The sequence below is a fragment of the Streptomyces tibetensis genome (assembly GCF_007655005.1).
Lineage (GTDB): Bacteria > Actinomycetota > Actinomycetes > Streptomycetales > Streptomycetaceae > Streptomyces > Streptomyces tibetensis.
The window spans coordinates 103,572-123,332 of sequence record NZ_SZVW01000019.1 but is presented as its reverse complement, the minus strand read 5'-3'; the positions used below and the strand labels follow the sequence as shown (position 1 = coordinate 123,332).

Annotated in this window: 12 protein-coding genes; 4 read left to right on the top strand and 8 right to left on the bottom strand. The window is 70.3% G+C overall.

The window, feature by feature from the left end:
- Positions 1-4 precede the first annotated feature (4 nt).
- The gene (locus FDO69_RS29945; protein ID WP_104784029.1) at positions 5-694 is read left to right on the top strand and encodes a TetR/AcrR family transcriptional regulator; all 690 of its coding nucleotides are present in this window, start codon (positions 5-7) and stop codon (positions 692-694) included.
- Between the two features lie 6 nt (positions 695-700).
- Here FDO69_RS29945 and FDO69_RS29940 read toward each other — a convergent pair whose 3' ends face one another.
- The 7 genes from FDO69_RS29940 to FDO69_RS29910 all read right to left on the bottom strand — a co-directional run bounded on the left by FDO69_RS29940 (position 701) and on the right by FDO69_RS29910 (position 13,355).
- Entirely contained in the window at positions 701-1,057 is a 357-nt protein-coding gene (locus FDO69_RS29940; protein ID WP_104784026.1) for a 5-carboxymethyl-2-hydroxymuconate Delta-isomerase, read from the bottom strand.
- A 94-nt stretch (positions 1,058-1,151) separates the two neighbouring features.
- Positions 1,152-6,548, bottom strand: coding sequence for a pullulanase-type alpha-1,6-glucosidase (gene pulA / locus FDO69_RS29935; RefSeq protein WP_104784023.1), 5,397 nt, complete (start codon positions 6,546-6,548; stop codon positions 1,152-1,154).
- A gap of 115 nt (positions 6,549-6,663) precedes the next feature.
- On the bottom strand, positions 6,664-8,037 hold the full coding sequence (locus tag FDO69_RS29930) for an alpha-amylase (protein WP_104784020.1): 1,374 nt from the start codon (positions 8,035-8,037) through the stop codon (positions 6,664-6,666).
- Between the two features lie 119 nt (positions 8,038-8,156).
- Positions 8,157-9,863: a glycoside hydrolase family 13 protein gene (locus tag FDO69_RS29925; RefSeq protein ID WP_104784208.1), complete on the bottom strand. Its 1,707-nt coding sequence runs from the start codon at positions 9,861-9,863 to the stop codon at positions 8,157-8,159.
- Between the two features lie 194 nt (positions 9,864-10,057).
- Positions 10,058-10,966 (bottom strand): sugar ABC transporter permease, encoded by a 909-nt coding sequence (locus tag FDO69_RS29920; protein WP_104784017.1) that lies wholly within the window; start codon positions 10,964-10,966, stop codon positions 10,058-10,060.
- Between the two features lie 14 nt (positions 10,967-10,980).
- Positions 10,981-11,985 carry a carbohydrate ABC transporter permease gene (locus FDO69_RS29915; RefSeq protein WP_104784014.1) on the bottom strand — a complete coding sequence of 335 codons (1,005 nt, stop codon included), beginning with the start codon at positions 11,983-11,985 and terminating at the stop codon, positions 10,981-10,983.
- A 101-nt stretch (positions 11,986-12,086) separates the two neighbouring features.
- Positions 12,087-13,355: an extracellular solute-binding protein gene (locus FDO69_RS29910; protein ID WP_104784011.1), complete on the bottom strand. Its 1,269-nt coding sequence runs from the start codon at positions 13,353-13,355 to the stop codon at positions 12,087-12,089.
- Positions 13,356-13,756: 401 nt separating this feature from the next.
- Between FDO69_RS29910 and FDO69_RS29905 the strand changes: the two genes are divergently transcribed.
- Both FDO69_RS29905 and FDO69_RS29900 read left to right on the top strand, forming a co-directional pair.
- Positions 13,757-14,791 (top strand): LacI family DNA-binding transcriptional regulator, encoded by a 1,035-nt coding sequence (locus FDO69_RS29905; RefSeq protein ID WP_104784008.1) that lies wholly within the window; start codon positions 13,757-13,759, stop codon positions 14,789-14,791.
- A 105-nt stretch (positions 14,792-14,896) separates the two neighbouring features.
- Positions 14,897-15,787 carry a phosphatase PAP2 family protein gene (locus FDO69_RS29900; RefSeq protein WP_104784005.1) on the top strand — a complete coding sequence of 297 codons (891 nt, stop codon included), beginning with the start codon at positions 14,897-14,899 and terminating at the stop codon, positions 15,785-15,787.
- Between the two features lie 58 nt (positions 15,788-15,845).
- On the opposite strand, the gene FDO69_RS29895 is transcribed toward FDO69_RS29900, so the two are convergent.
- Positions 15,846-18,890 (bottom strand): bifunctional [glutamine synthetase] adenylyltransferase/[glutamine synthetase]-adenylyl-L-tyrosine phosphorylase, encoded by a 3,045-nt coding sequence (locus FDO69_RS29895; protein WP_104784002.1) that lies wholly within the window; start codon positions 18,888-18,890, stop codon positions 15,846-15,848.
- A 337-nt stretch (positions 18,891-19,227) separates the two neighbouring features.
- Here FDO69_RS29895 and FDO69_RS29890 point away from each other — a divergent pair, with 337 nt between their 5' ends.
- Positions 19,228-19,674, top strand: coding sequence for a VOC family protein (locus FDO69_RS29890; RefSeq protein WP_104783999.1), 447 nt, complete (start codon positions 19,228-19,230; stop codon positions 19,672-19,674).
- The last annotated feature ends 87 nt before the right edge of the window (positions 19,675-19,761 follow it).

The following is a 19,761-nucleotide window of genomic DNA, read 5'->3' as shown; positions in this document are numbered from 1 at the left end:
TCGCATGACTACCGGGGTTCGCCGCAGAATGGGAGTCGCGGAACGGCGGCAGCAGTTGATCGGCGTCGCCCTCGAACTGTTCAGCCGCCGCTCGCCCGACGAGGTCTCCATCGACGAGATAGCGTCGGCCGCGGGCATTTCACGCCCGTTGGTCTACCACTACTTCCCCGGCAAACTCAGCCTGTACGAGGCCGCGTTGCAGCGCGCCTCGGACGATCTGGCGGCCCGGTTCGTGGAGCCGCACGAGGGTCCGCTGGGGGCCCGGTTGCTGCGCGTGATGCACCGCTACTTCGACTTCGTGGACGAGCACGGGCCCGGTTTCTCCGCCCTGATGCGCGGCGGTCCGGCCGTCGGCTCCTCGACGACCAACGCGCTCGTCGACTCCGTACGGCAGGCCGCGTATGTCCAGATCCTTTCGCACCTGGGCGTGGCCGATCCGCCCGCGCGTCTCGAACTGGTCGTCCGCTCCTGGATCTCGCTCGCCGAGTCGACGGCGCTGATCTGGCTGGACGGCCGGCGCATCCCGCGCGAGGAGCTGGAGCCGCAGCTCGTCAACGATTTCGCCGCCCTGGCCGCGGTCAGCGCCGCCTACGACGAGGAGATGGCGGAGCTGCTGCGCGGCGCCCTCAAGGACGAGCCGACCGACGGCCCGTTCGCGCACCTGGTCGGCCGGCTCATCGCCCTGGCGGGCTGAGCGGTCTCAGCTTTCGTACTTCGCGTACGACGGGTCGAGGTCGCGGACCTCGGCGGAGGCGTGCAGGGCGAGCCCGGCGGCGGGCTTCACATGGGTCCGCAGCAGTTCCAGCGCGGCCTCGGTGAGCCGGGCCTTGGTCTCGGCCGTGCGGCCGGCGAGCAGCGCGATGTGCACGTGGACGTGGGCGTGGCCCTCGGTCTCGGGGCCGACCACGATGTCCTCGGTCGGGCGGAACCGGGTCTTGCACGCGGGCGGCTTGGCGGCCGCGATCTCGACCGTCGCCTCGTGCAGCGCCTTCGCGAATCCGGGCCGGTCGAAGCCGTCCGCGAGGTCGGCGGAATAGTCGACGGTGATCTGCGGCATCAGCACTCCTGTTCCAGGTCGGTGTGCCCACCCTAGCCGCGGGCGGGGTGGGGCGGGCCGCCGGTCGCGGTCCGCCCCTCCCGCACCGGGTGCGTTACCCCGCGGTCCGGGTGAAGACCGCGACCGTGCGCGCCGGCACGGCGAAGGTGCCGGACGCCTGCGCGTAGGCGGCGGACTTCACGGTGGCGTCCGCGCCCGCCGCTTGCACCGGATGCAGCCGGTACCCGGTCCCGGCGAGGGCGGACACGCGCTGCTCCTGCCGCTCGGGCGTGGCATTGAAGACGACGACGAGGTCACCGAGCCGCATGGTGATCACGCCGGGCGTCTCGTCCGTGCCGGACAGCGGGAAGGAGAGCCGGGACTGCACCTGCGCGGCCGTGCCGAGGGAGAAGTCCTTCTCGGTGCTCCGGATCCGCAGCAGGTCGCGGTAGGCGGCCGAGGTGCCCTCGATCTGCTCGCAGCCCACCTCGACTCGGCTCAGCAGGGGCTTGGCGTACGGCCACTTGTCGGTGTTGTCGGCCGCCATGGGCAGTCCGCGGCCGAAGCCGTTGCCGTCCTCGCACCTCCAGTGGACGGCGTTGAACCAGTCGCCGCTGTCGTAGGAGTTGCGGTCCAGGGACTTGGAGCGCAGCAGGTCGGTGCCCGCCTGGGAGAGGGCCGGGCCCTGGGAGAGGGTGGCCGTGGACATGGCGAGGACCTGCATCCTGGCCCGGTCGGACGCGCTGGTCGTGGCGGGCAGTTTGAAGGCCAGGGCGTCGAACAGGGACTCGTTGTCGTGTGCGTCGGCGTAGGCGAGGGCGTCGCCCGGGGCGTCGGCGTATCCGGCGGGGGCGCCGTTGTAGTCGACCTCGGAGCCCTTGACCTCCTTGCCGCCGGTGTCGGTGAACCGGTAGCCGGCGAGGTTGCCGGAGAGGCCGACCTTGATGAGGTCCTGGTAGTGCAGGAGCCTCGCCTTCTGCTCGGCGGGCGTGCCGTTGTTCTTCGAGGAGTTGGGGTCGGTGTAGAGGCCTGAGGCGAAGCCCTGGACTCCGGGGTCCTCGTCGAAGGGGCCGCCGCCGCGCACCGCGTCACGGGCGCGGTCGGAGAAGGTGGCGATGCCGGTGCCGGCCATGTTCTTCTGCGTGGCCTGGACGAACCGGGCGTCGTCGGCGACCTCGCCGAAGTTCCAGCCCTCGCCGTAGAGGATGATCTTCTTGCCGTCGACGCCGTCCTCGGCGGGGGTCAGCTCGTCGAGGGCCTTGCGGACGGCGAGGATGTTGGCCTTGGGGTGGTGGCCCATGAGGTCGAAGCGGAAGCCGTCGACCTTGTACTTCTTGGCCCAGGTGACGATCGAGTCGACGACCAGCTTGCCCATCATGGCGTTCTCGGTGGCCGTGTTGGCGCAGCAGGTGCTGTCGGCGACCGAGCCGTCGGCGAGGAGCCGCTGGTAGTAGCCGGGCACGATCCGGTCGAGGACGCTTGTCCTGTTCTGGCCGCTCGCGGCGGTGTGGTTGTAGACGACGTCCATGACGACCCGCAGCCCGTCGTCGTTGAGGGCCTTCACCATCTTCCGGAACTCGACCGTGCGGGCGGTGCCGTCCGGGTCGGTGGCGTAGGAGCCCTCGGGGACCGTGTAGTGGTACGGGTCGTAGCCCCAGTTGTAGGCGTCCTTCGCCGCGATCTTGCCGACGCACTCCTGCTGCTTGTCCGAGTCGGCGGGGAAGGACGCCAGGTCGCAGTCGGTCTTCGCCTGGTCGGCCTTCTTCTCCGGAATGGTGGCGATGTCGAACGCGGGCAGGAGATGGACGTAGGAGGTGCCCGCCTTCGCCAGTTCGCGCAGGTGCTTGGAGCCGTCGCTCGCCTTGTCGGTGAAGGCGAGGTAGGTGCCGGGGTGCTTCGCCGTCCGGTCCTCCACGGAGAAGTCCCGGATGTGCAGCTCCTGGATCTGCGCGTTGCGCAGCGGCACGGCCTTCGGCTTGGCGTACGCCGACCAGCCGGCGGGCTTGAGCGCCTTGTCGTCCAGGTCGACGACGAGGCTGCGCGTCGAGTCGGCGGTCAGGGCGAGGGCGTAGGGGTCGGTGACCTTGTTGGTGACGACCTTGCCGACGCTGGGCGCCCACACCTTCACGACGTACCGGTAGGGCTTGCCCTTCCAGGACGCCGGGCCGGTGACGGACCAGACGCCGGTGGCGCTGTCGCGGTGCATGGGGACGGCCTTGCCGTCGAGCTCCAGGGCGACGGACTGCGCGGTCGGTGCCCACACGGACAGGGTGGGGCGGCCCTTGGAGAAGGTGGGCCCGAGGTCGGCCTCGGTGGCGCCGGGGTACAGGGCGTCGAGGACTCCGGCGATCTGCACGCCGGTCGCGGCGAGGACGGCCCCGTTGGCGGCGTGCTGGGCGGCGACGACCTGGCCGCGCAGGGCCTCGCGGACCCGGTCGCGGTCACGGGGGTCGACGGTCCAGGCGTCGTACGCCTTCAGGTGCGGGAACTTCGCCTTCTGGGCGTCGCTCAGTTCGCCCTTCGACAGGCGCAGCCACTTGGCGTCGCCGGTCAGGGCGCCGTCCTCGGCCTTGATCGAGCCGTCGCGGGAGTACAGCAGCTGGGTGGAGGCGGCTGTGTCGGAGCCGTTCCAGGCGAGGGTGTTCCGGTCGATCCACACCGCCTTGGACGTCGTCAGGTCGAGGGCGGCGGCACTGCCCGCGGGCTGCGGGAGCAGGTACTTCTCCTGGCCGTTCACCAGCCACACCTCATGGCCGTTCGCCTTGAGGTCGAGCGACCGGTCGGTGGGCAGGTCCTTCTCGTCGCCCTTGTGGAGGATGTAGCTGAGGCTGGTGGCTCCGTCGGTGAGCGGTACCTCGAAGACTGCGCCATAGGTATCAGTCTCGACCGGCTTGAGGGGGTTCGACCAGTCGGTCGGGTTCGCGGCTCCGGTCCAGACGTGCAGGCCCCAGCCGTCGTAGTTCCCGTCGGCCCGGTGGTAGTGCAGGACGGCCTTGCTTTTGTCGGGCGCCGGATATGCGGGGCGCTCGGTGGTGACGGTGTCCTTGCCCTGCTCGATCCAGATCTCGCCGGTCTTGGCGACGTCGATCGTGCGGTCGGCGGCGACGTCCTTGGTGCCGTCCTTGTCGATGACGAGGAAGCCGACGTTCGAGGCGCCGGGCTTGAGCTTGACCCAGGCGAAGGCGCCGTAGGCGTCGCGGCCGGTGAAGGGGTGGCTCTTGGGCCATTCGGTGGCCTCGCCCTCGGCGAGGTCGCCCCAGGCGTACAGGCCCCAGTCGGCGTAGTCGCCGTCCGTGCGCTTGTAGTGGACGATCGCGTGGTCGCGGGAGGACGCGGTGGGCGGCTCGGGGGCGGGCGGGGTGCCGGTGGTGGAGGCGGCCAGGGCGCTCGCGGTGCGGCCGGTGGTGTCGACGACGACGGCCTTGTAGCGCAGGGCCGTGCCGGGGGCCACGTCCTCGCCGATGGTGTGGGTGACCTTGTACGGGGCGTGGTCGGCGGAGCCGAGGACCCGCCACTTGCCGTTGCCGGTCCGGGCGGCGAAGACGACCCGGTTGAGCTGTCCGCCCTCCACGTCGGCGCTGAGTTCGACCGTGCCGGTGGCGCCGGACTCCGGGGCCTTCAGGGTGATGGTCGGTGCGGTGGCAGGCTTGGCGAGCTTTCCGGACGCCTTGAGGACGATCGCCGAGCCGGCCGGGACGGTGACGGTGAGCTTTTTGTCGCCGTCGCTCTTCGGGGCGGCGTCGGTGCCGTACACGCCCTTGAAGGTCATGACGGCCGAGCCCGTCGGGAAGGTCGCGGTCTTGTTCTCGCCCGCGTTGTTGAAGGCGACGACGTACTCGGTGCCGGTCTTCGCGTCCGTGCGGGAGAAGGCGTAGACGCCCGGGCCGTCGGCCGCGTAGCGCTCCTGCTGGACGCCGTCGGTCAGCGCCGGATTCGCCTCGCGGAGCTTGGCGAGGGCGCTGATCTGCCGGTAGAGGGGCGCCTTGGTGTCGTAGGCGTCCTCGGCATGGGTGCGGTCGGTGCCGATGCGGTCGTCGTCGAGGTAGTCGGCGGTGCGCGAGGCGAACATGCTCTGCCGGGCGTCCTTGTCACCGCCCGGGCCGGTGAAGCCCTGCTCGTCGCCGTAGTAGACGACGGGGTTGCCGCGGCTGAGGAACATCAGCTCGTTGGCGAGTTCGTCCTTGGCGAGGATCTCGGCATCGGTGGCCTCGGGGTCGTCCTGCTCGAGGAACGACCCGATCCGGCCCATGTCGTGGTTGCCGAGGAAGGTGACCTGCTCGTACGCGTTGGCCTTGCCGGTCGTGTACTTGTAGTCGTCGCCGAAGACACCCGCGAGCTTGCGGGCGCTCCCGCCCTGCGAGACGTACTGCCGGGCCGCCTCCTGGAAGGGGAAGTCGAGCGTGGCGTCGAGGCGGCCCTGGATGACGTACGGGGCGGTGACGTTCGTGTCGGCCGAGTAGACCTCGCCGAACATGAAGAAGTCGTCCCGGCCGCGCTGGGCGGCGTACGCGTCGAGGGCGGTGGCCCACTGCGTCCAGAACTCCATGTCGACGTGCTTCACGGTGTCGATCCGGAAGCCGTCGACGTCGAAGTCCCGCACCCAGCGCTGGTAGATCTTCTCCATCCCGTGGACGACCTCGGGCCGCTCGGTCCACAGGTCGTCGAGCCCCGAGAAGTCGCCGTGCGTGGAGCTCTCACCGGCGAAGGTGGAGTCGCCGCGGTTGTGGTACATCGTCGGGTCGTTGAGCCACGACGGCACCTTGTTCTTCTTGGTGACGACCGGGGTGCGCGGGAAGGAGTCCCGGTCGACCGCGGGGAAGCCGTGCCGCCCGTCGGCGTAGTCGGCGTCGTCGAAGGGCACGCCGTCCTTGGTCAGGTACGGGAAGGCGCCCTTGGAGAGGTAGTCGTAGGACTTCTCCTCGTAGTCGACGACGTCGGCGGTGTGGTTGGTGATGACGTCGAAGAAGACCTTCATGCCCTTGTCGTGGGCCTTGGAGATGAGGTTCTCCAGGTCCTGGTTCGTCCCGAAGTGCGGGTCGACCTGGGTGAAGTCCGTGATCCAGTAACCGTGGTAGCCGGCCGAGGCGTTCGCCCCGGTGCCCTGCACGGGCTGGTTCTTGAAGATGGGGGCCATCCACAGGGCGGTGGTGCCCAGGCCCTTGATGTAGTCGAGCCGCTTGGTCAGGCCTTTGAGGTCGCCGCCCTGGTAGAAGCCCTTGTCGGTGGGGTCGTAGCCGGTCGACAGGCGCGAACCGGTCAGGCCGCCCTTGTCGTTGCGCGGGTCGCCGTTGGCGAAACGGTCCGGCAGCACGAAGTAGAACTGTTCACGGGTGGCGTCGTGCCGGGCGGGCTGGGCGGCCAGCTCGGCGTCGGAGGGGGGCGGAGGCGGTGTGTCGGCCCGCGCCGCGAGGGGCTGGACGAGCGCTGCGGCCAGCGCGGTCACGGTGACCGCAGCGACCCGTCCGGCATGGGTGGTTCGGCGCCTCGACGGCGTCGGCCATCTCGGTATCACAGATGGGCTCCTTGCGATTACGGCTCTTCGGGTCCGACCCCGCGCGACCGTATCGCCGCCGCAACGCTTACAGCAAGAGGCTTGAAACCATCGGAAAAAACTTTCAGTCGGCCGCTCAGCAGCTCGACTTGCCCGCGTGGATCGCCAGGGCGGTGCCGGAGGCCAGGGTGGCCGTGAACTGCCCGCTGGAGTTCACCGTCACGGTCCTGTTGTTCTGCACATCGCAGTACGTCCCCGCGGGCAGTGAGGTCTGGTAGGTCCGGCTCACCTGGCCCGACTCGTGGTTGATGGCCACGAAGCCCTTGTCTCCCCGGCCGAAGGCGATGGCGTCGCCTCCGTTGTCCCACCAGTCGGTGACGGCCTGGCCCCGGGTGGCGTTGCGGAAGGCCACCATGGACGTGATCTCGGGCCAGTTGTGCTGGCACTTCCATCCGTCCTGCCAGCAGGCCTTCACCGCGCCCCCGCTGGGCGGGCCCGCGTCCGTGTCGGAGAACTCGTAGCCGGAGTTGATGTCGGGGGCGCCGTAGGGCCAGGCCAGCATGAAGACGTTGGCCAGGGTGTAGGTCGCGTTGTCCTTGTAGCTGAGGGTCGAGCCGTTGCGCTCGGTGTCGTGGTTGTCGACGAAGACGCCGGAGACGCCGCTGCTCATGTAACCCCAGCCCTCTCCGTAGTTCTTCAGGTAGGCGAGGTTCTCGTTGGTGAAGACGCGCTTGAGGTCGTAGGCGTAGCGGAACTCCTGGACGTCTCCGTTGCCCGTGTACTCGGTGGGCTGGACGGCCTCACCGGCGCCGTGGATGACCTCCTGTTTCCAGTACACCGACGGGTTGCTCAGCCGGGACTTGATGTTCGCCAGGTCGGAGGCGTCCATGTGCTTGGCCGCGTCGATGCGGAAGCCGTCGACGCCGAGGGAGAGCAGGTCGTTCATGTAGCCGGCGATCGCGTCGCGGACGTAGTTCTCGCCCGTGTCGAGGTCGGAGAGGCCGACCAGCTCGCAGTGCTGGACGTTCCAGCGGTCCTGGTAGGTGCTGATCCTGCTGGTGCAGTCGTCGAAGTCGTACGACGAGTACAGGCCGGGGTAGGTGTACTTGCCGTACGACGAGCCGCCGGTGCCGGTGCCGCTGCCGGCCGACATGTGGTTGATGACCGTGTCCACGACGACCTTCACACCGGACGCGTGGCAGGTGTTCACCATCTCCCGGAAGGCCGTCCGGTCACCGAGCCGGCCGGCGATCTTGTAGCTGACCGGCTGGTACGAGGTCCACCACTGCGGGCCCTGTATGTGCTCGGCGGGCGGGGAGACCTGGACGGAGCCGTATCCGGCGGGCCCGAGGGTGGTGGTGCACTCGCGGGCGACCGAGGCGAAGTTCCACTCGAAGAGGACGGCGGTGACGTCCTTGGTGCCAGGTGGGGAGGCCTGTGCACCAGTCGGGTTCATGACAACCGAGGCCGCGGCGAGCGCGACGGCGGTGGCGAGGTATCTGCGTGCCATGTGGGGTTTCCTTCTTCGTTGAAGGTTCTTGCTGCAAGGTTCAGAAACCTTGCGGTGACGCAGATGGTAAAGGCCCGCCGCCCGAAAGGGCAGCGGGCCGTACGGAATTCAAAGGAAAATCAGGCGCGGGCCTCGGCGGTCGCGGTGGTCCACCACACCGTGGTGTCGGCCGGCACCTTCGCCTCGTCGTCGACCTCGACGATCTCCCCGCTCGCCACCAGCACCCGGCCGTACGCCGGCATCGCCACCGACTCGCCGGTGGTGTTGGCGACGCACACGAACTCCCCGCGACGGAAGGCCAGCACGCCCTCGGGCGCCCGCAGCCACTCCACGGACGTGCCGGCGCCGAGGTCGGGCTGCTCGCGGCGCACGGCGAGCGCGGCCCGGTACAGCTCCAGGGTCGAACCGGGCTCGCCGGTCTGCGCCTCGACGCTCAGCTCGCCCCAGCCCTCCGGCTGCGGCAGCCAGCTGCCGCCGTCACCGAAGCCGTACGACGACCCCGACCTGGTCCACGGGATCGGCACCCGGCAGCCGTCGCGGAAGCCGTCCTGGCCCGCGCCCCGGAAGTACGCCGGGTCCTGGCGCACCTCGTCCGGCAGGTCGACGACGTCGGGCAGGCCGAGCTCCTCGCCCTGGTAGACGTACGCCGAGCCGGGCAGCGCCAGCATGAGCAGGCTCGCGGCCCGGGCCCTGCGCAGCCCCAGTGCGCGATCGCCGGCCAGCCGGATCTGGGTGCCGAGGCCGGGCGGGTTGGCGAAGCGGGTGGCGTGCCGGGTCACGTCGTGGTTGGACAGCACCCAGGTGGCGGGGGCGCCGACCGGGCGCATGGCCTCCAGGGTGCGGTCGATGACCTCGCGCATCTCCGCGGCGTCCCAGTGGGTGCTGAGGTACTGGAAGTTGAAGGCCTGGTGCAACTCGTCCGGGCGGACGTAGTTCGCGGTCCGCTCGATGGTCGGGGTCCAGGCCTCCGCCACGAAGATCCTCTCCCCCGCATACTCGTCGAGGATCAGCCGCCACTGCCGGTAGATCTCGTGCACGCCGTCCTGGTCGAAGAACGGCATGACATCGTTGCCCAGAAGCTTCACCTGGTCGTGGGATCCAAGGTCGGGCAGCCCCTCGGCCTTCACCAGGCCGTGGGCGACGTCGACCCGGAAGCCGTCGACGCCCATGTCCAGCCAGAAGCGCAGGATGGAACGGAACTCGTCGCCGACGGCCGGGTGCTCCCAGTTGAAGTCGGGCTGCTCGGGGGCGAAGAGGTGCAGGTACCACTCGCCGGGCGTGCCGTCGGGTTCGGTGACCCGGGTCCACGCCGGGCCGCCGAAGATCGACTCCCAGTCGTTGGGCGGCAGTTCGCCGTTCTCTCCCTTGCCGGGGCGGAAGTGGTAGCGGTCCCGCAGCGAGGAGCCCGGGCCCTCGGCGACGGCCCGCTTGAACCACTCGTACTGGTCGGAGGAGTGGTTCGGGACGAGGTCGACGATGATCCTCAGGCCGAGCCGGTGGGCGTCGCGGATCAGCGCGTCGGCGTCCAGCAGGTTGCCGAACATGGGGTCGACGGCACGGTAGTCGGCGACGTCGTAGCCGGCGTCGGCCTGCGGCGAGGCGTAGAAGGGGCTGAGCCACACGGCGTCCACGCCGAGGTCGCGCAGGTACGGCAGACGGGTGCGGACACCTTCCAGGTCGCCCATGCCGTCACCGTTGCTGTCGGCGAAGCTGCGCGGGTACACCTGGTAGATCACCGCGTCCCGCCACCAGTCGCGGCGCTTGGCGACGGCGACGGCGGACGCGGGGGTGGGGGTGGGGGCAGGTGCGGCTGAGTGCTGGCTCATGTCGTCCTTGATGCGTAACAGGAGGTCGGTCATGGAAGGCGTGGGTGGGGTGACGAGGCGGCCGCGGCACAGCGGGGTCGGATGAGCACCGCGGCCGCCTCGGGCTTCTGAGGGACGGTTCGGCAGCGCGCCAAGGGGCGGGCGGAACTGCGCGACCAGCCACGACGTGAGCCGCGGACGGTCGACTCGCAGGGTCACCCCTTGGTGCCACCGGCCGTCAGTCCGGTCACCAGGTTCTTCTGCACCAGGTAGAAGAACAGGGCAGCCGGTATCGCGATCAACACAGCCGTCGCGGCCATCAGGTTGCGCTGCGCGTCGTGCTCGCTCACGAACGTCTGCAGACCGACGGCGAACGTGTACTTGCCGTCGCTCAGCATGAACGTCGACGCGAACGCGACCTCACCGAAGGCCGTGAGGAAGCTGTAGAACGCCGCGACCGCGAGGCCCGGCTTGGCGAGCGGCAGGATGAGCCGCGCGAACGTGCCGAAGGGGGTCAGCCCGTCGACGCGCCCGGCCTCGTCGATCTCGAACGGGATGGTGTCGAAATAGCCCTTCATCAGCCAGGCGCAGTACGGCACGATCGTGGTGCAGTTGACCAGGATGAGACCAAGGTAGCTGTCGATGAGCTGCAGATCCGAGAGGATCTGGTACATCGGCACGATCAGTACCGCGATGGGGAACATCTGGGTGACCAGCAGCACCCACATCAGCTTGCGGTAGCCGGGGAACCGCATGCGGGAGACCGCGTAGCCGGTGGACGCGGCGACGACGACACCGATCAGCGTCGTGCCCAGCACCACGACCAGTGTGCTCTTCAGCCAGTCGAAGAAGCCGGTGTCCTGCAGGACGTAGGCGTAGTTCTCGAGCGACAGCTTGCCCCAGATGCGTCCGGGGTGGAGGTAGTCGTCCTTGTCCGGACCGAGGGACAGGAAGAGCAGCCAGGCGACCGGGAAGAGGGCGGTCAGGCTGGCGAGGATCAGCACGGCGTGCGAGGCGAGGGAGGCGCCGATGCCGCGTTCGCCGCGGCCGCGGACCTTGCCGGGGGCGTTCGCGGGGCGCCGCTCGCCGGCCGGGGCGGAGGTCTCGACGGTGGTCGTACTCATGGGGGACTCCTGCCTCAGATCGCGAGCTGCTGCTCGTTGCGGTTCAGCCAGCGGCGGTAGAAGGAGGTGAAGACGATCAGGATGGACAGGAGCAGGATTCCGTAGGCGGCGGACTGGGCGTAGTCGCGCGGCTGCTGCCCGAAGCCCAGTTGGTAGGCCCATGTGACGAGGATCTGGGCGTCGGGTGCGGTGTTGCCGAACAACAGGAAGATGATGGCGAACTGGTTGAAGGTCCAGATGACACCCAGGAGGACAACCGTCGTGCTGACGGACCTCAAGCCGGGCAGGGTGACGTAGCGGAACCGCTGCCAGGCGCCCGCGCCGTCCATCTCGGAGGCCTCGTACAGGCTCGCGTCGATCGACTGCAAACCCCCGAGCAGCGAGACCATCATGAACGGCACACCGCACCAGGTGTTGACCATGATCGCGGCGAACCGCTGCCAGAAGGTGTCCTCCAGCCACAGCGGTGTCGGCAGGCCCAGGCCCTCCAGGGCGGTGTTGATGACGCCGCCGTCCGCCAGCATGAACCGCCAGCCGAAGACGGTGACGAAGGTCGGCACCGCCCAGGGCAGGACGAGGATCATCCGGTAGAGGGTGCGGCCGCGCAGCTTCTGGTTGAGCAGCAGGGCGAGGCCGAGACCGATGCCGTAGTGCAGGGCGACGCAGGCCGCCGTCCAGAAGACCGTCCACAGGACGTGCGACCAGAAGCGGTCGTACGCCGTCGGGCCCCAGAGGATGTCGGCGTAGTTGTCCAAGCCGATGAACTTGTACGTGGCGTCGATGTGGTTGACGCCGATCGTGCGGGCGGTGTTGAGGCTGGTGGCGTCGGTGAGGGTGAGGTACAGGCCGTACACCAGCGGGTACACCACGAGGACGCCGAGCACGACGGCCACCGGGGCGATCATCGCGTAGGCGTACCAGTGCTTGTGGAAGCCGTTCTTCAGCCGCTTGGCCGGGCCGGGTCGCGGTTCCCGCTCACCGCGCCGCTTGCCGGTCGCTCGGTCGATGGCGACGGTCATGGTTCGACACCTTCTGGAGGTTCAAGGAGGTCAAGGGCTGCGCGGGCCGGTGGCCGCCGGATCCCGTCCCTGTGACAGGGGATCCGGCGGCCACCCGGCGGTCACTTGGAGAAGCCGGGCACCAGCTTGGCGATGGCGGTCTCGGCGTTGCCGAGGCCCTTGTCCAGGGACTCCTTGCCGCCGGCGATCTTGATGAGCTCGTCGTCGAGCGGGCCCCACAGCGAGCTGTACTCGGGCAGCGCCGGGCGCGGCTGGGCGCTGGAGAGCACGCCCTGGTAGCCGGCGATTCCGGGGTCGGCCTTGACCTTGTCGGTGTAGGCGTCCTCGCGGGTGGGGAGCGTGGAGTTCTTCAGCGCGATGGTCTCCTGCGCCTTGGCCGAGGTCATGAACTTCACGAACTTCAGCGAGGCCTCCTGGTGGGCCTTGTCCGAGCCCGCGTACACGGAGAGGTTGTGCCCGCCGGTCGGGGCGCCCGCCTTGCCGGTGGAACCGGCCGGGACGGTGGCGATGCCGAGGTTGCTCTTGTCCTTGAAGGCCGAGCCCTTGTAGAAGTTCGTGATCTCCCACGGGCCCTGGACGATCGAGGCGACCTTGCCGCTGACGAACGCCTCCTGGATGTGGGCGTAGGCGTCGGCGGTGGTGTCGGCCTTGTGCAGGCCCTTGCCGGAGAAGAGACCCTGCCAGGTGCCGTAGGCCTTCTTGGCCTCGGGCGAGGTGACGGTGATCTTCTTGGCGTCGGCGTCGACCGTGTCGGTGCCCTCGCCGTAGAGGAAGGACTGGGCGTAGTAGGCCTGGGTGGAGCCCCAGTAGCCGTCGACGCCGGTCTTGCCCTTGATCGTGGCGGCGGCCTTCTTCAGGTCGTCCCAGGTCTTGGGGGCCTCGACGCCGGCCTTCTCGAACAGGGCCTTGTTGTAGACGAGGGCGAGGGTGTCCGTGGTGAACGGGACGCCGTAGGTCTTGCCCTCGTACGTGGCCTGCTCGATCAGGCTGGGCTGGAACTTGGCCTGCTCGGCGAGTGCCTCGGTGCCGTCCAGCGGCGCGAAGAAGCCCTTCTTGGCGAAGGCGGGGGTCCAGCCGACCTCGGAGCGCAGCACGTCGGGGGCGCCCTTGGAACCGGCGGCGGTGTCGAACTTGTTCTGCGCCTGGTCGAAGGGGACGTTGACGTACTTGACCTTGATGTCCTTGTTGGCGGCCTCGAACTGCTTCACCAGGGCCTGGTACGTCGGCGCCTCGTTGGTGGCGTTGGAGGTGTCCCACCAGGTGATGGTGACCGGGCCGCCGGCCTCGTCGCCGCTGTCGCTTCCGCCGCAGGCCGTCGCCGCCAGGGCGAGGGACGCCACCAGCGCGGTGGCCGCTATGCCACGCCGCATGAGTTCTCCTTGAGGGTGAAGCCCGTTTCGTGCTGCCGACTGCGCCGTTGGCCGCCGGGCGTCGGTGAGATTAGCCGCGCTGCAACGACTTGCGAAAGACCTTGCAGCAAAAAGTTGCAAGGGGTGCGGATGGTTATCCCGCCGTGACCTCCCCTCGATCGCCCCGAGGCCTTCATTTCCGGCTGCTCGGCGGGTAGTCGGACGGTTGTGCAAGACTCTGCAAGCACTTGCCATCCGTGTCCGCCGGGGGGATCATCCGTTGCGGATCGGACGGATCGGACGCCGACCAGGAATCTCGAGGGACCGCGATGACCAAGCCACCCGCAGCGGGCCGTGCGACGGCGCGCACCAGGCGTCCCGTCGGTGTGCAAGGGGAACACCGGCCGCTACAGTCCGGTGCTGTGACCACACGGCTTGCCGACATCGCGTTGCAGGCGGGGGTGAGCGAAGCGACCGTCAGCCGCGTCCTCAACGGGAAGCCGGGCGTCGCCGCCACCACCCGCCAGTCCGTGCTGGCCGCTCTCGACGTGCTGGGCTACGAACGCCCGGTGCGGCTGCGCCAGCGCAGCGAGGGGCTGGTCGGGCTGATCACCCCGGAGCTGGAGAACCCGATCTTCCCGGCCCTGGCGCAGGTCATCGGCCAGGCGCTGACGCGGCAGGGCTACACCCCGGTGCTGGCCACCCAGACCCCGGGCGGCTCGACCGAGGACGAGCTGACCGAGATGCTCGTCGACCGCGGCGTCGCCGGCATCATCTACGTCTCCGGACTGCACGCCGACACCACCGCCGACATGCAGCGCTACGACCGGCTGCGCGCCCAGGGCGTGCCCTACGTACTGGTCGACGGTTTCTCGCCGAAGGTGCAGGCGCCGTTCATCTCCCCCGACGACCGCGCGGCGATGAGCCTCGCGGTCACGCACCTGGTGTCGCTCGGTCACACCCGGATCGGTCTGGCCCTCGGGCCGAAGCGGTTCGTGCCGGTGCAGCGCAAGATCGAGGGGTTCGTGCGCACGGTGCAGGACCAGCTGGGTCTGCGCGCCGAGACCGTCGAGTCGGAGCTGGTGCAGCACTCCCTGTACACCCTTGAGGGTGGTCAGGCGGCGGCCACGGCGTTGATCGACCGGAACTGCACGGCCGTGGTGTGCGCCAGCGACATGATGGCGCTGGGTGCGATCCGGGCGGCCCGGCAGCTCGGTCTGGACGTGCCGAAGGACGTCTCCGTGGTGGGCTTCGACGACTCCCCGCTGATCGCCTTCACCGACCCGCCCCTCACCACGATCCGCAAGCCGGTCCCGGCGATGGGGCAGGCGGCCGTGCGCACCCTGCTGGAGGAGATCGGCGGGACGCCCGCGCCGCACAGCGAGTTCGTGTTCATGCCGGAACTGGTGGTGCGCGGCTCGACCGCCTCGGCGCCGGGGGAACGCGGCCGCTCCTGAGGCCGCTCCTGAGGCCTTCGGCCTGATTTCGCCGTAGAACATGCGGCTCGTGCGGGGCCGCGGGATGATCGGTGCGTAAGTCCTTTTCTGGCAGACTTTGCGCCTATGGGTGAAACGACCGTAACGAAGCCGGAGGGCCTGGAAGCGGCCCTCCCGGACCCCGTTGCGGCCGATCCGGGACATGGCCCGCTGCGCCGGCTGCGCACCCCGCGCCGGCCCCGGTTCTGGTTCGAGATCCTGCTGATCGCGGTGAGTTACTGGACGTACTCGCTCGTCCGCAACGCCGTGCCCGAGCAGAAGGCCGAGGCGCTGCACAACGCCGACTGGATCTGGCGGGTCGAGCACCATCTGGGCATCGCCGTCGAGGAGTCGGTCAACCGCGCGGTGAACTCGGTGCATTGGCTCATCGTCGGGATGAACTACTACTACGCGACGCTGCACTTCATCGTCACGCTGGGTGTGCTGGTGTGGCTGTACCGTCGCCATCCCGGACGGTACGCGGCGACCCGTCTGGTGCTGTTCGCGACCACCGCCGTCGCCCTGGTCGGCTACTACCTGTATCCGCTGGCGCCCCCGCGGCTGATGAACGGCGGCGACTTCATCGACACGGTCATGGTTCACCAGACCTGGGGTTCGATGGCGTCGGGCGATCTGAAGCACATGTCCAACCAGTACGCCGCGATGCCGTCGATGCACATCGGCTGGTCCGTGTGGTGCGGGCTGACGATCTTCGCCCTGGCGTCGGTCCCCTGGGTGCGGGTGCTGGGCCTGCTGTACCCGGCGCTGACGCTGGTGGTCATCGTCGCGACGGCCAACCACTTCTGGCTGGACGCGGTGGGCGGCCTGCTGTGCCTGGCCTTCGGGTTCACGGTCGCGCGGCTCTGGTACGGGAGGCAGCCGTACGCGCTGCCGAGGGTGGCGCCGGAGCGCAGGCGCGGTGCGTCCCGGCCCTCGGCCCGGGTGGGTCCCCAGGGCGTCCGGGGCGGGCGTCCCTAGGGCCTGCCCCGCGACGCGGGCATGACCGGACGACCGGCCCTGGAACGGACGACCGGCCCTACCGCTCGGCGACGCCGTAGAACAGTTCCTCCACCACACCGCGCGCCCGGCGTGCCGTGCGGCGGTACGCGTCCAGCATGTCGCCGGCGTGGCCCGGGCCGTAGCCCAGGTACCTGCCCACGGCCGCCAGTTCCCGGGGTTCGGTCGGGAACGTGTCGGCGGCCCGGCCGCGGACCAGCATCACCGCGTTGCGGACGCGGGTCGCGAGGACCCAGGCCTCGTCGAGGGTAGCCGCGTCCTCGTCCGTGATGAGCCCCGCGGTGCGGGCGGCGGCCAGGGCCTCGCGGGTGCGGGTGGTGCGCAGGCCCGGCTCCCTCGAGCCGTGCCGCAGTTGCATGAGCTGCACGGTCCACTCCACGTCGGACAGGCCGCCCGGCCCGAGCTTGGCGTGCAGCTTGGGATCGGCGCCGCGCGGCAGCCGCTCGGACTCCATGCGGGCCTTCAGGCGCCGGATCTCGCGCACGGCCTCGTCGGTGAGCCCGTCCGCCGGGTAGCGCAGCGGGTCGATCAGGTCCATGAAGCGGCGGCCCAGGTCCTCGTCGCCCGCGACGGGCTCGGCCCGCAGCAGCGCGTGCGACTCCCAGGTCATGGCCCACCGGCGGTAGTACGCCTCGTACGAGGTGAGGGTGCGGACCAGCGGGCCGGACTTGCCCTCCGGGCGCAGGTCGGCGTCGATGAGCAGGGGCGGGTCGGCGCTGGGGATCTGCAGCAGGCGGCGCATCTCGGAGACGACCTTGTTGGCCGCCCGGGACGCCTCCCGCTCGTCGACGCCCTCGCGCGGTTCGTGCACGAACAGCACGTCCGCGTCGGAGCCGTAGCCCAGCTCGTGGCCGCCGAACCGGCCCATGCCGATGATCGCGAACCGGGTGGGCAGGTCGTCGCCCCAGCCTCCCCCGCTCTCGACTTCGCTCGAGCGGGGGGACCCCCACCGTACGACCGCGCGGAGCGTGCCGGCGAGGGTCGCCGCCGTCAGGTCCGACACCGCCGCCCCGACGCGGTCCACCAGGGCGCCCTGGTCGGCCTCGGCGGGCTGCTCCTCGGTGCCGTAGGAGCCGACGATGTCGGCGGCGGCCGTACGGAACAGCTCGCGGCGGCGCACCCCGCGGGCCGCCGTGACGGCCTGGGCGGCGCCGTCGGCCCGGCGCACGGCGGCGGTTATCTCCTGCTCGAGATGGGCGCGCGACCGGGGTTCCAGGCCGCCGCCGTCCCCGTCGCCGAGCAGGGCGACCGCCTCCGGGGCGCGCATCAGCAGGTCGGGCGCGAGCCGGCCGGCGGACAGCACACGGGCGAGGTTCTGCGCGGCGGCGCCCTCGTCCCTCAGCAGGCGCAGGTACCAGGGCGTCTTGCCGAGCGCGTCCGAGACCTTGCGGAAGCCCAGCAGGCCCGCGTCCGGGTCGGCCGAGTCGGCGAACCAGCCGAGCAGCACGGGGAGCAGGGTGCGCTGGATGGCGGCCTTGCGGGTGACGCCGGAGGCCAGCGCCTCCAGGTGGCGCAGGGCGGAGGCGGGATCGGCGTAGCCGAGGGCGACCATGCGTTCCCGGGCCGCCTCGGTGCTCAGCCGGGCCTCGCCGGTCGCGAGCTGGGCGACCGCGTCCAGCAGCGGCCGGTAGAAGAGCTTCTCGTGCAGACGGCGTACGACACCCGCGTGCCGCCGCCACTCGCGGTGCAGGTCGGCGACCGGGTCCGCGCGCAGGCCCAGGGAGCGGCCGATGCGGCGCAGCTCGGCCTCGTCCTCGGGGACGAGATGGGTGCGGCGCAGCCGGAACAGCTGGATGCGGTGCTCCATGGAGCGCAGGAAGCGGTAGGCCTCGTCGAGCTGGGCCGCGTCGGCCCGGCCGACATAGCCACCGGCGGCGAGGGCCGCCAGCGCGTCCAGGGTCGTGCCGCTGCGCAGGGAGGTGTCGGCCCGGCCGTGCACCAGCTGGAGCAGCTGCACGGCGAACTCGACGTCCCTGAGGCCGCCCGGCCCCAGCTTCAGCTGGCGGTCGACCTCGCCGACGGGGATGTTCTCCACGACCCGGCGGCGCATCTTCTGCACGTCGGGCACGAAGTTCTCGCGCTCGGCGGCCTTCCACACCAGGGGCTGGACGGCGGCGACGTACTCCGCGCCGAGGTCGAGGTCGCCGGCCACCGGGCGGGCCTTGAGCAGCGCCTGGAACTCCCAGGTCTTGGCCCAGCGCTGGTAGTAGGCGAGGTGGCTGGACACGGTCCGTACGAGGGGGCCGTTGCGTCCCTCGGGCCGGAGGTTGGCGTCGACGGGCCAGATGGAGCCCTCGACGGTGGTCTCGGAGCAGATCCGCATCATGTGGGAGGCGAGCCGGGTCGCGGCGCGTACGGCCTTGGTCTCGTCGGCTCCCTCGGTGGCCTCCCCGACGAAGATGACGTCCACGTCCGAGACGTAGTTCAGCTCGTGGCCGCCGCACTTGCCCATGGCGATCACCGCGAGGCGGCACAGGGCGGCGTCCTCGGGCGCGGCCGCCTCGGCGATCCCGAGGGCGGCGCGCAGCGTGGCGGTGGCGAGGTCGGCCAGCTCGGCGGCGGATTCCGCGAGGCCGGTGGTGCCGCAGACGTCCCGGGCGGCGATGGACAGCAGGCAGCGCCGGTAGGCGACGCGCAGGGAGACCGGGTCGGTGGCCTCGGCGAGGCCGGCCTCGAACTCCTCCACCCCGGGGTGCAGGTCGTACGCCTCGTACATGACGAGAGCCTGCCAGTCGTCCGGGTGCCGGGTGAGGTGGTCGGCCAGGGCCGTGGATGCGCCGAGGACACCTAGGAGGCGGTCGCGCAGCGGCTTGGAGGAGATCAGCGTGTCGAGCAGTTCCCGGCGGGCGCCGGGGCCGTGCTGGGCCTCCAGCAGCCGGACGAGTCCGAGCAGCGCGAGATCGGGGTCGGCGGTGGCGCCCAGCGCCTCCAGCAGGACCGGGTCGTCGCGCAGGGGCGCGAGCTCGGGGCTGTCCAGGAGCCGTTCGGCGGCGGACGCGTCGGTGAAGCCGTGCCGCAGCAGCCGTGTGAAGGTGCTGCTCCTGCGCCCCGGCACCGCCGTCATCCGGGCCTCCCTCGCACTGTTCCTCGGACATGCATCGGATCAAGGTCGTACGGCTTCGAGCCTAACGGCACGGGCCCGGGGAAGCGCCGGGGAGTTCGGCACGCGGACGGGGTGCGCGCGTGGCCAGGCGGACCGGCCGTGCGGGTGAGGCGCCATACGGCCGTTGGTGGCGTTCCGCGGGACGTGAGGGCCATTTCCGCCACGGCACGGGTCCGGTGGCCGTCCACTCGGTGGCGCCGCCCGGGGTTTTCGGCTTCGGTGAGGGGGAGTCGTTCAGCCGGCTTCAGGCCGGACCCGGTGAGCGGCTCTCATGAGGCCGGACGAAGGAGTCATGCCGATGGACATCACGCTCGAAGTCATCCCGCTGCCCGTGAGCGACATCGACCGCGCCCGGGACTTCTACCGGGACAAGGTCGGCTTCCACGTGGACATCGACCAGGAGGTCATGCCGGGGATGCGGATCGTCCAGCTGACCCCTCCGGGTTCGGGCTGTTCGATCGCCCTGGGCGAGTCGATCTGGCAGATGACGCCCGGCCCGACCCCGGCTCCGGGCTCCTACCAGGGCCTGCAACTGTGCGTCGCCGACATCAAGGCGGCCCACGCGGAGCTGGTCGCCCGCGGCCTCGACGTCTCCGAACCGGTCCAGTACTCCCCGGACGACGGCGCCACGTTCATGCACTTCCAGGACCCGGACGGCAACGGCTGGGCGGTGCAGGAGTACCGGCGCAGGGCCACGGAGCCGCTGCACCAGCTGCTGGCCGACCTGAAGCGGAAGCAGGGCTGAGGCGGGGGTAGGGCGAGGTGGAACCCGAGGCGGGGCAGGTCCGCGGCAGAAGCAGGCCTGAGGCGGAGGCAAGCCCGAAATGGAAGG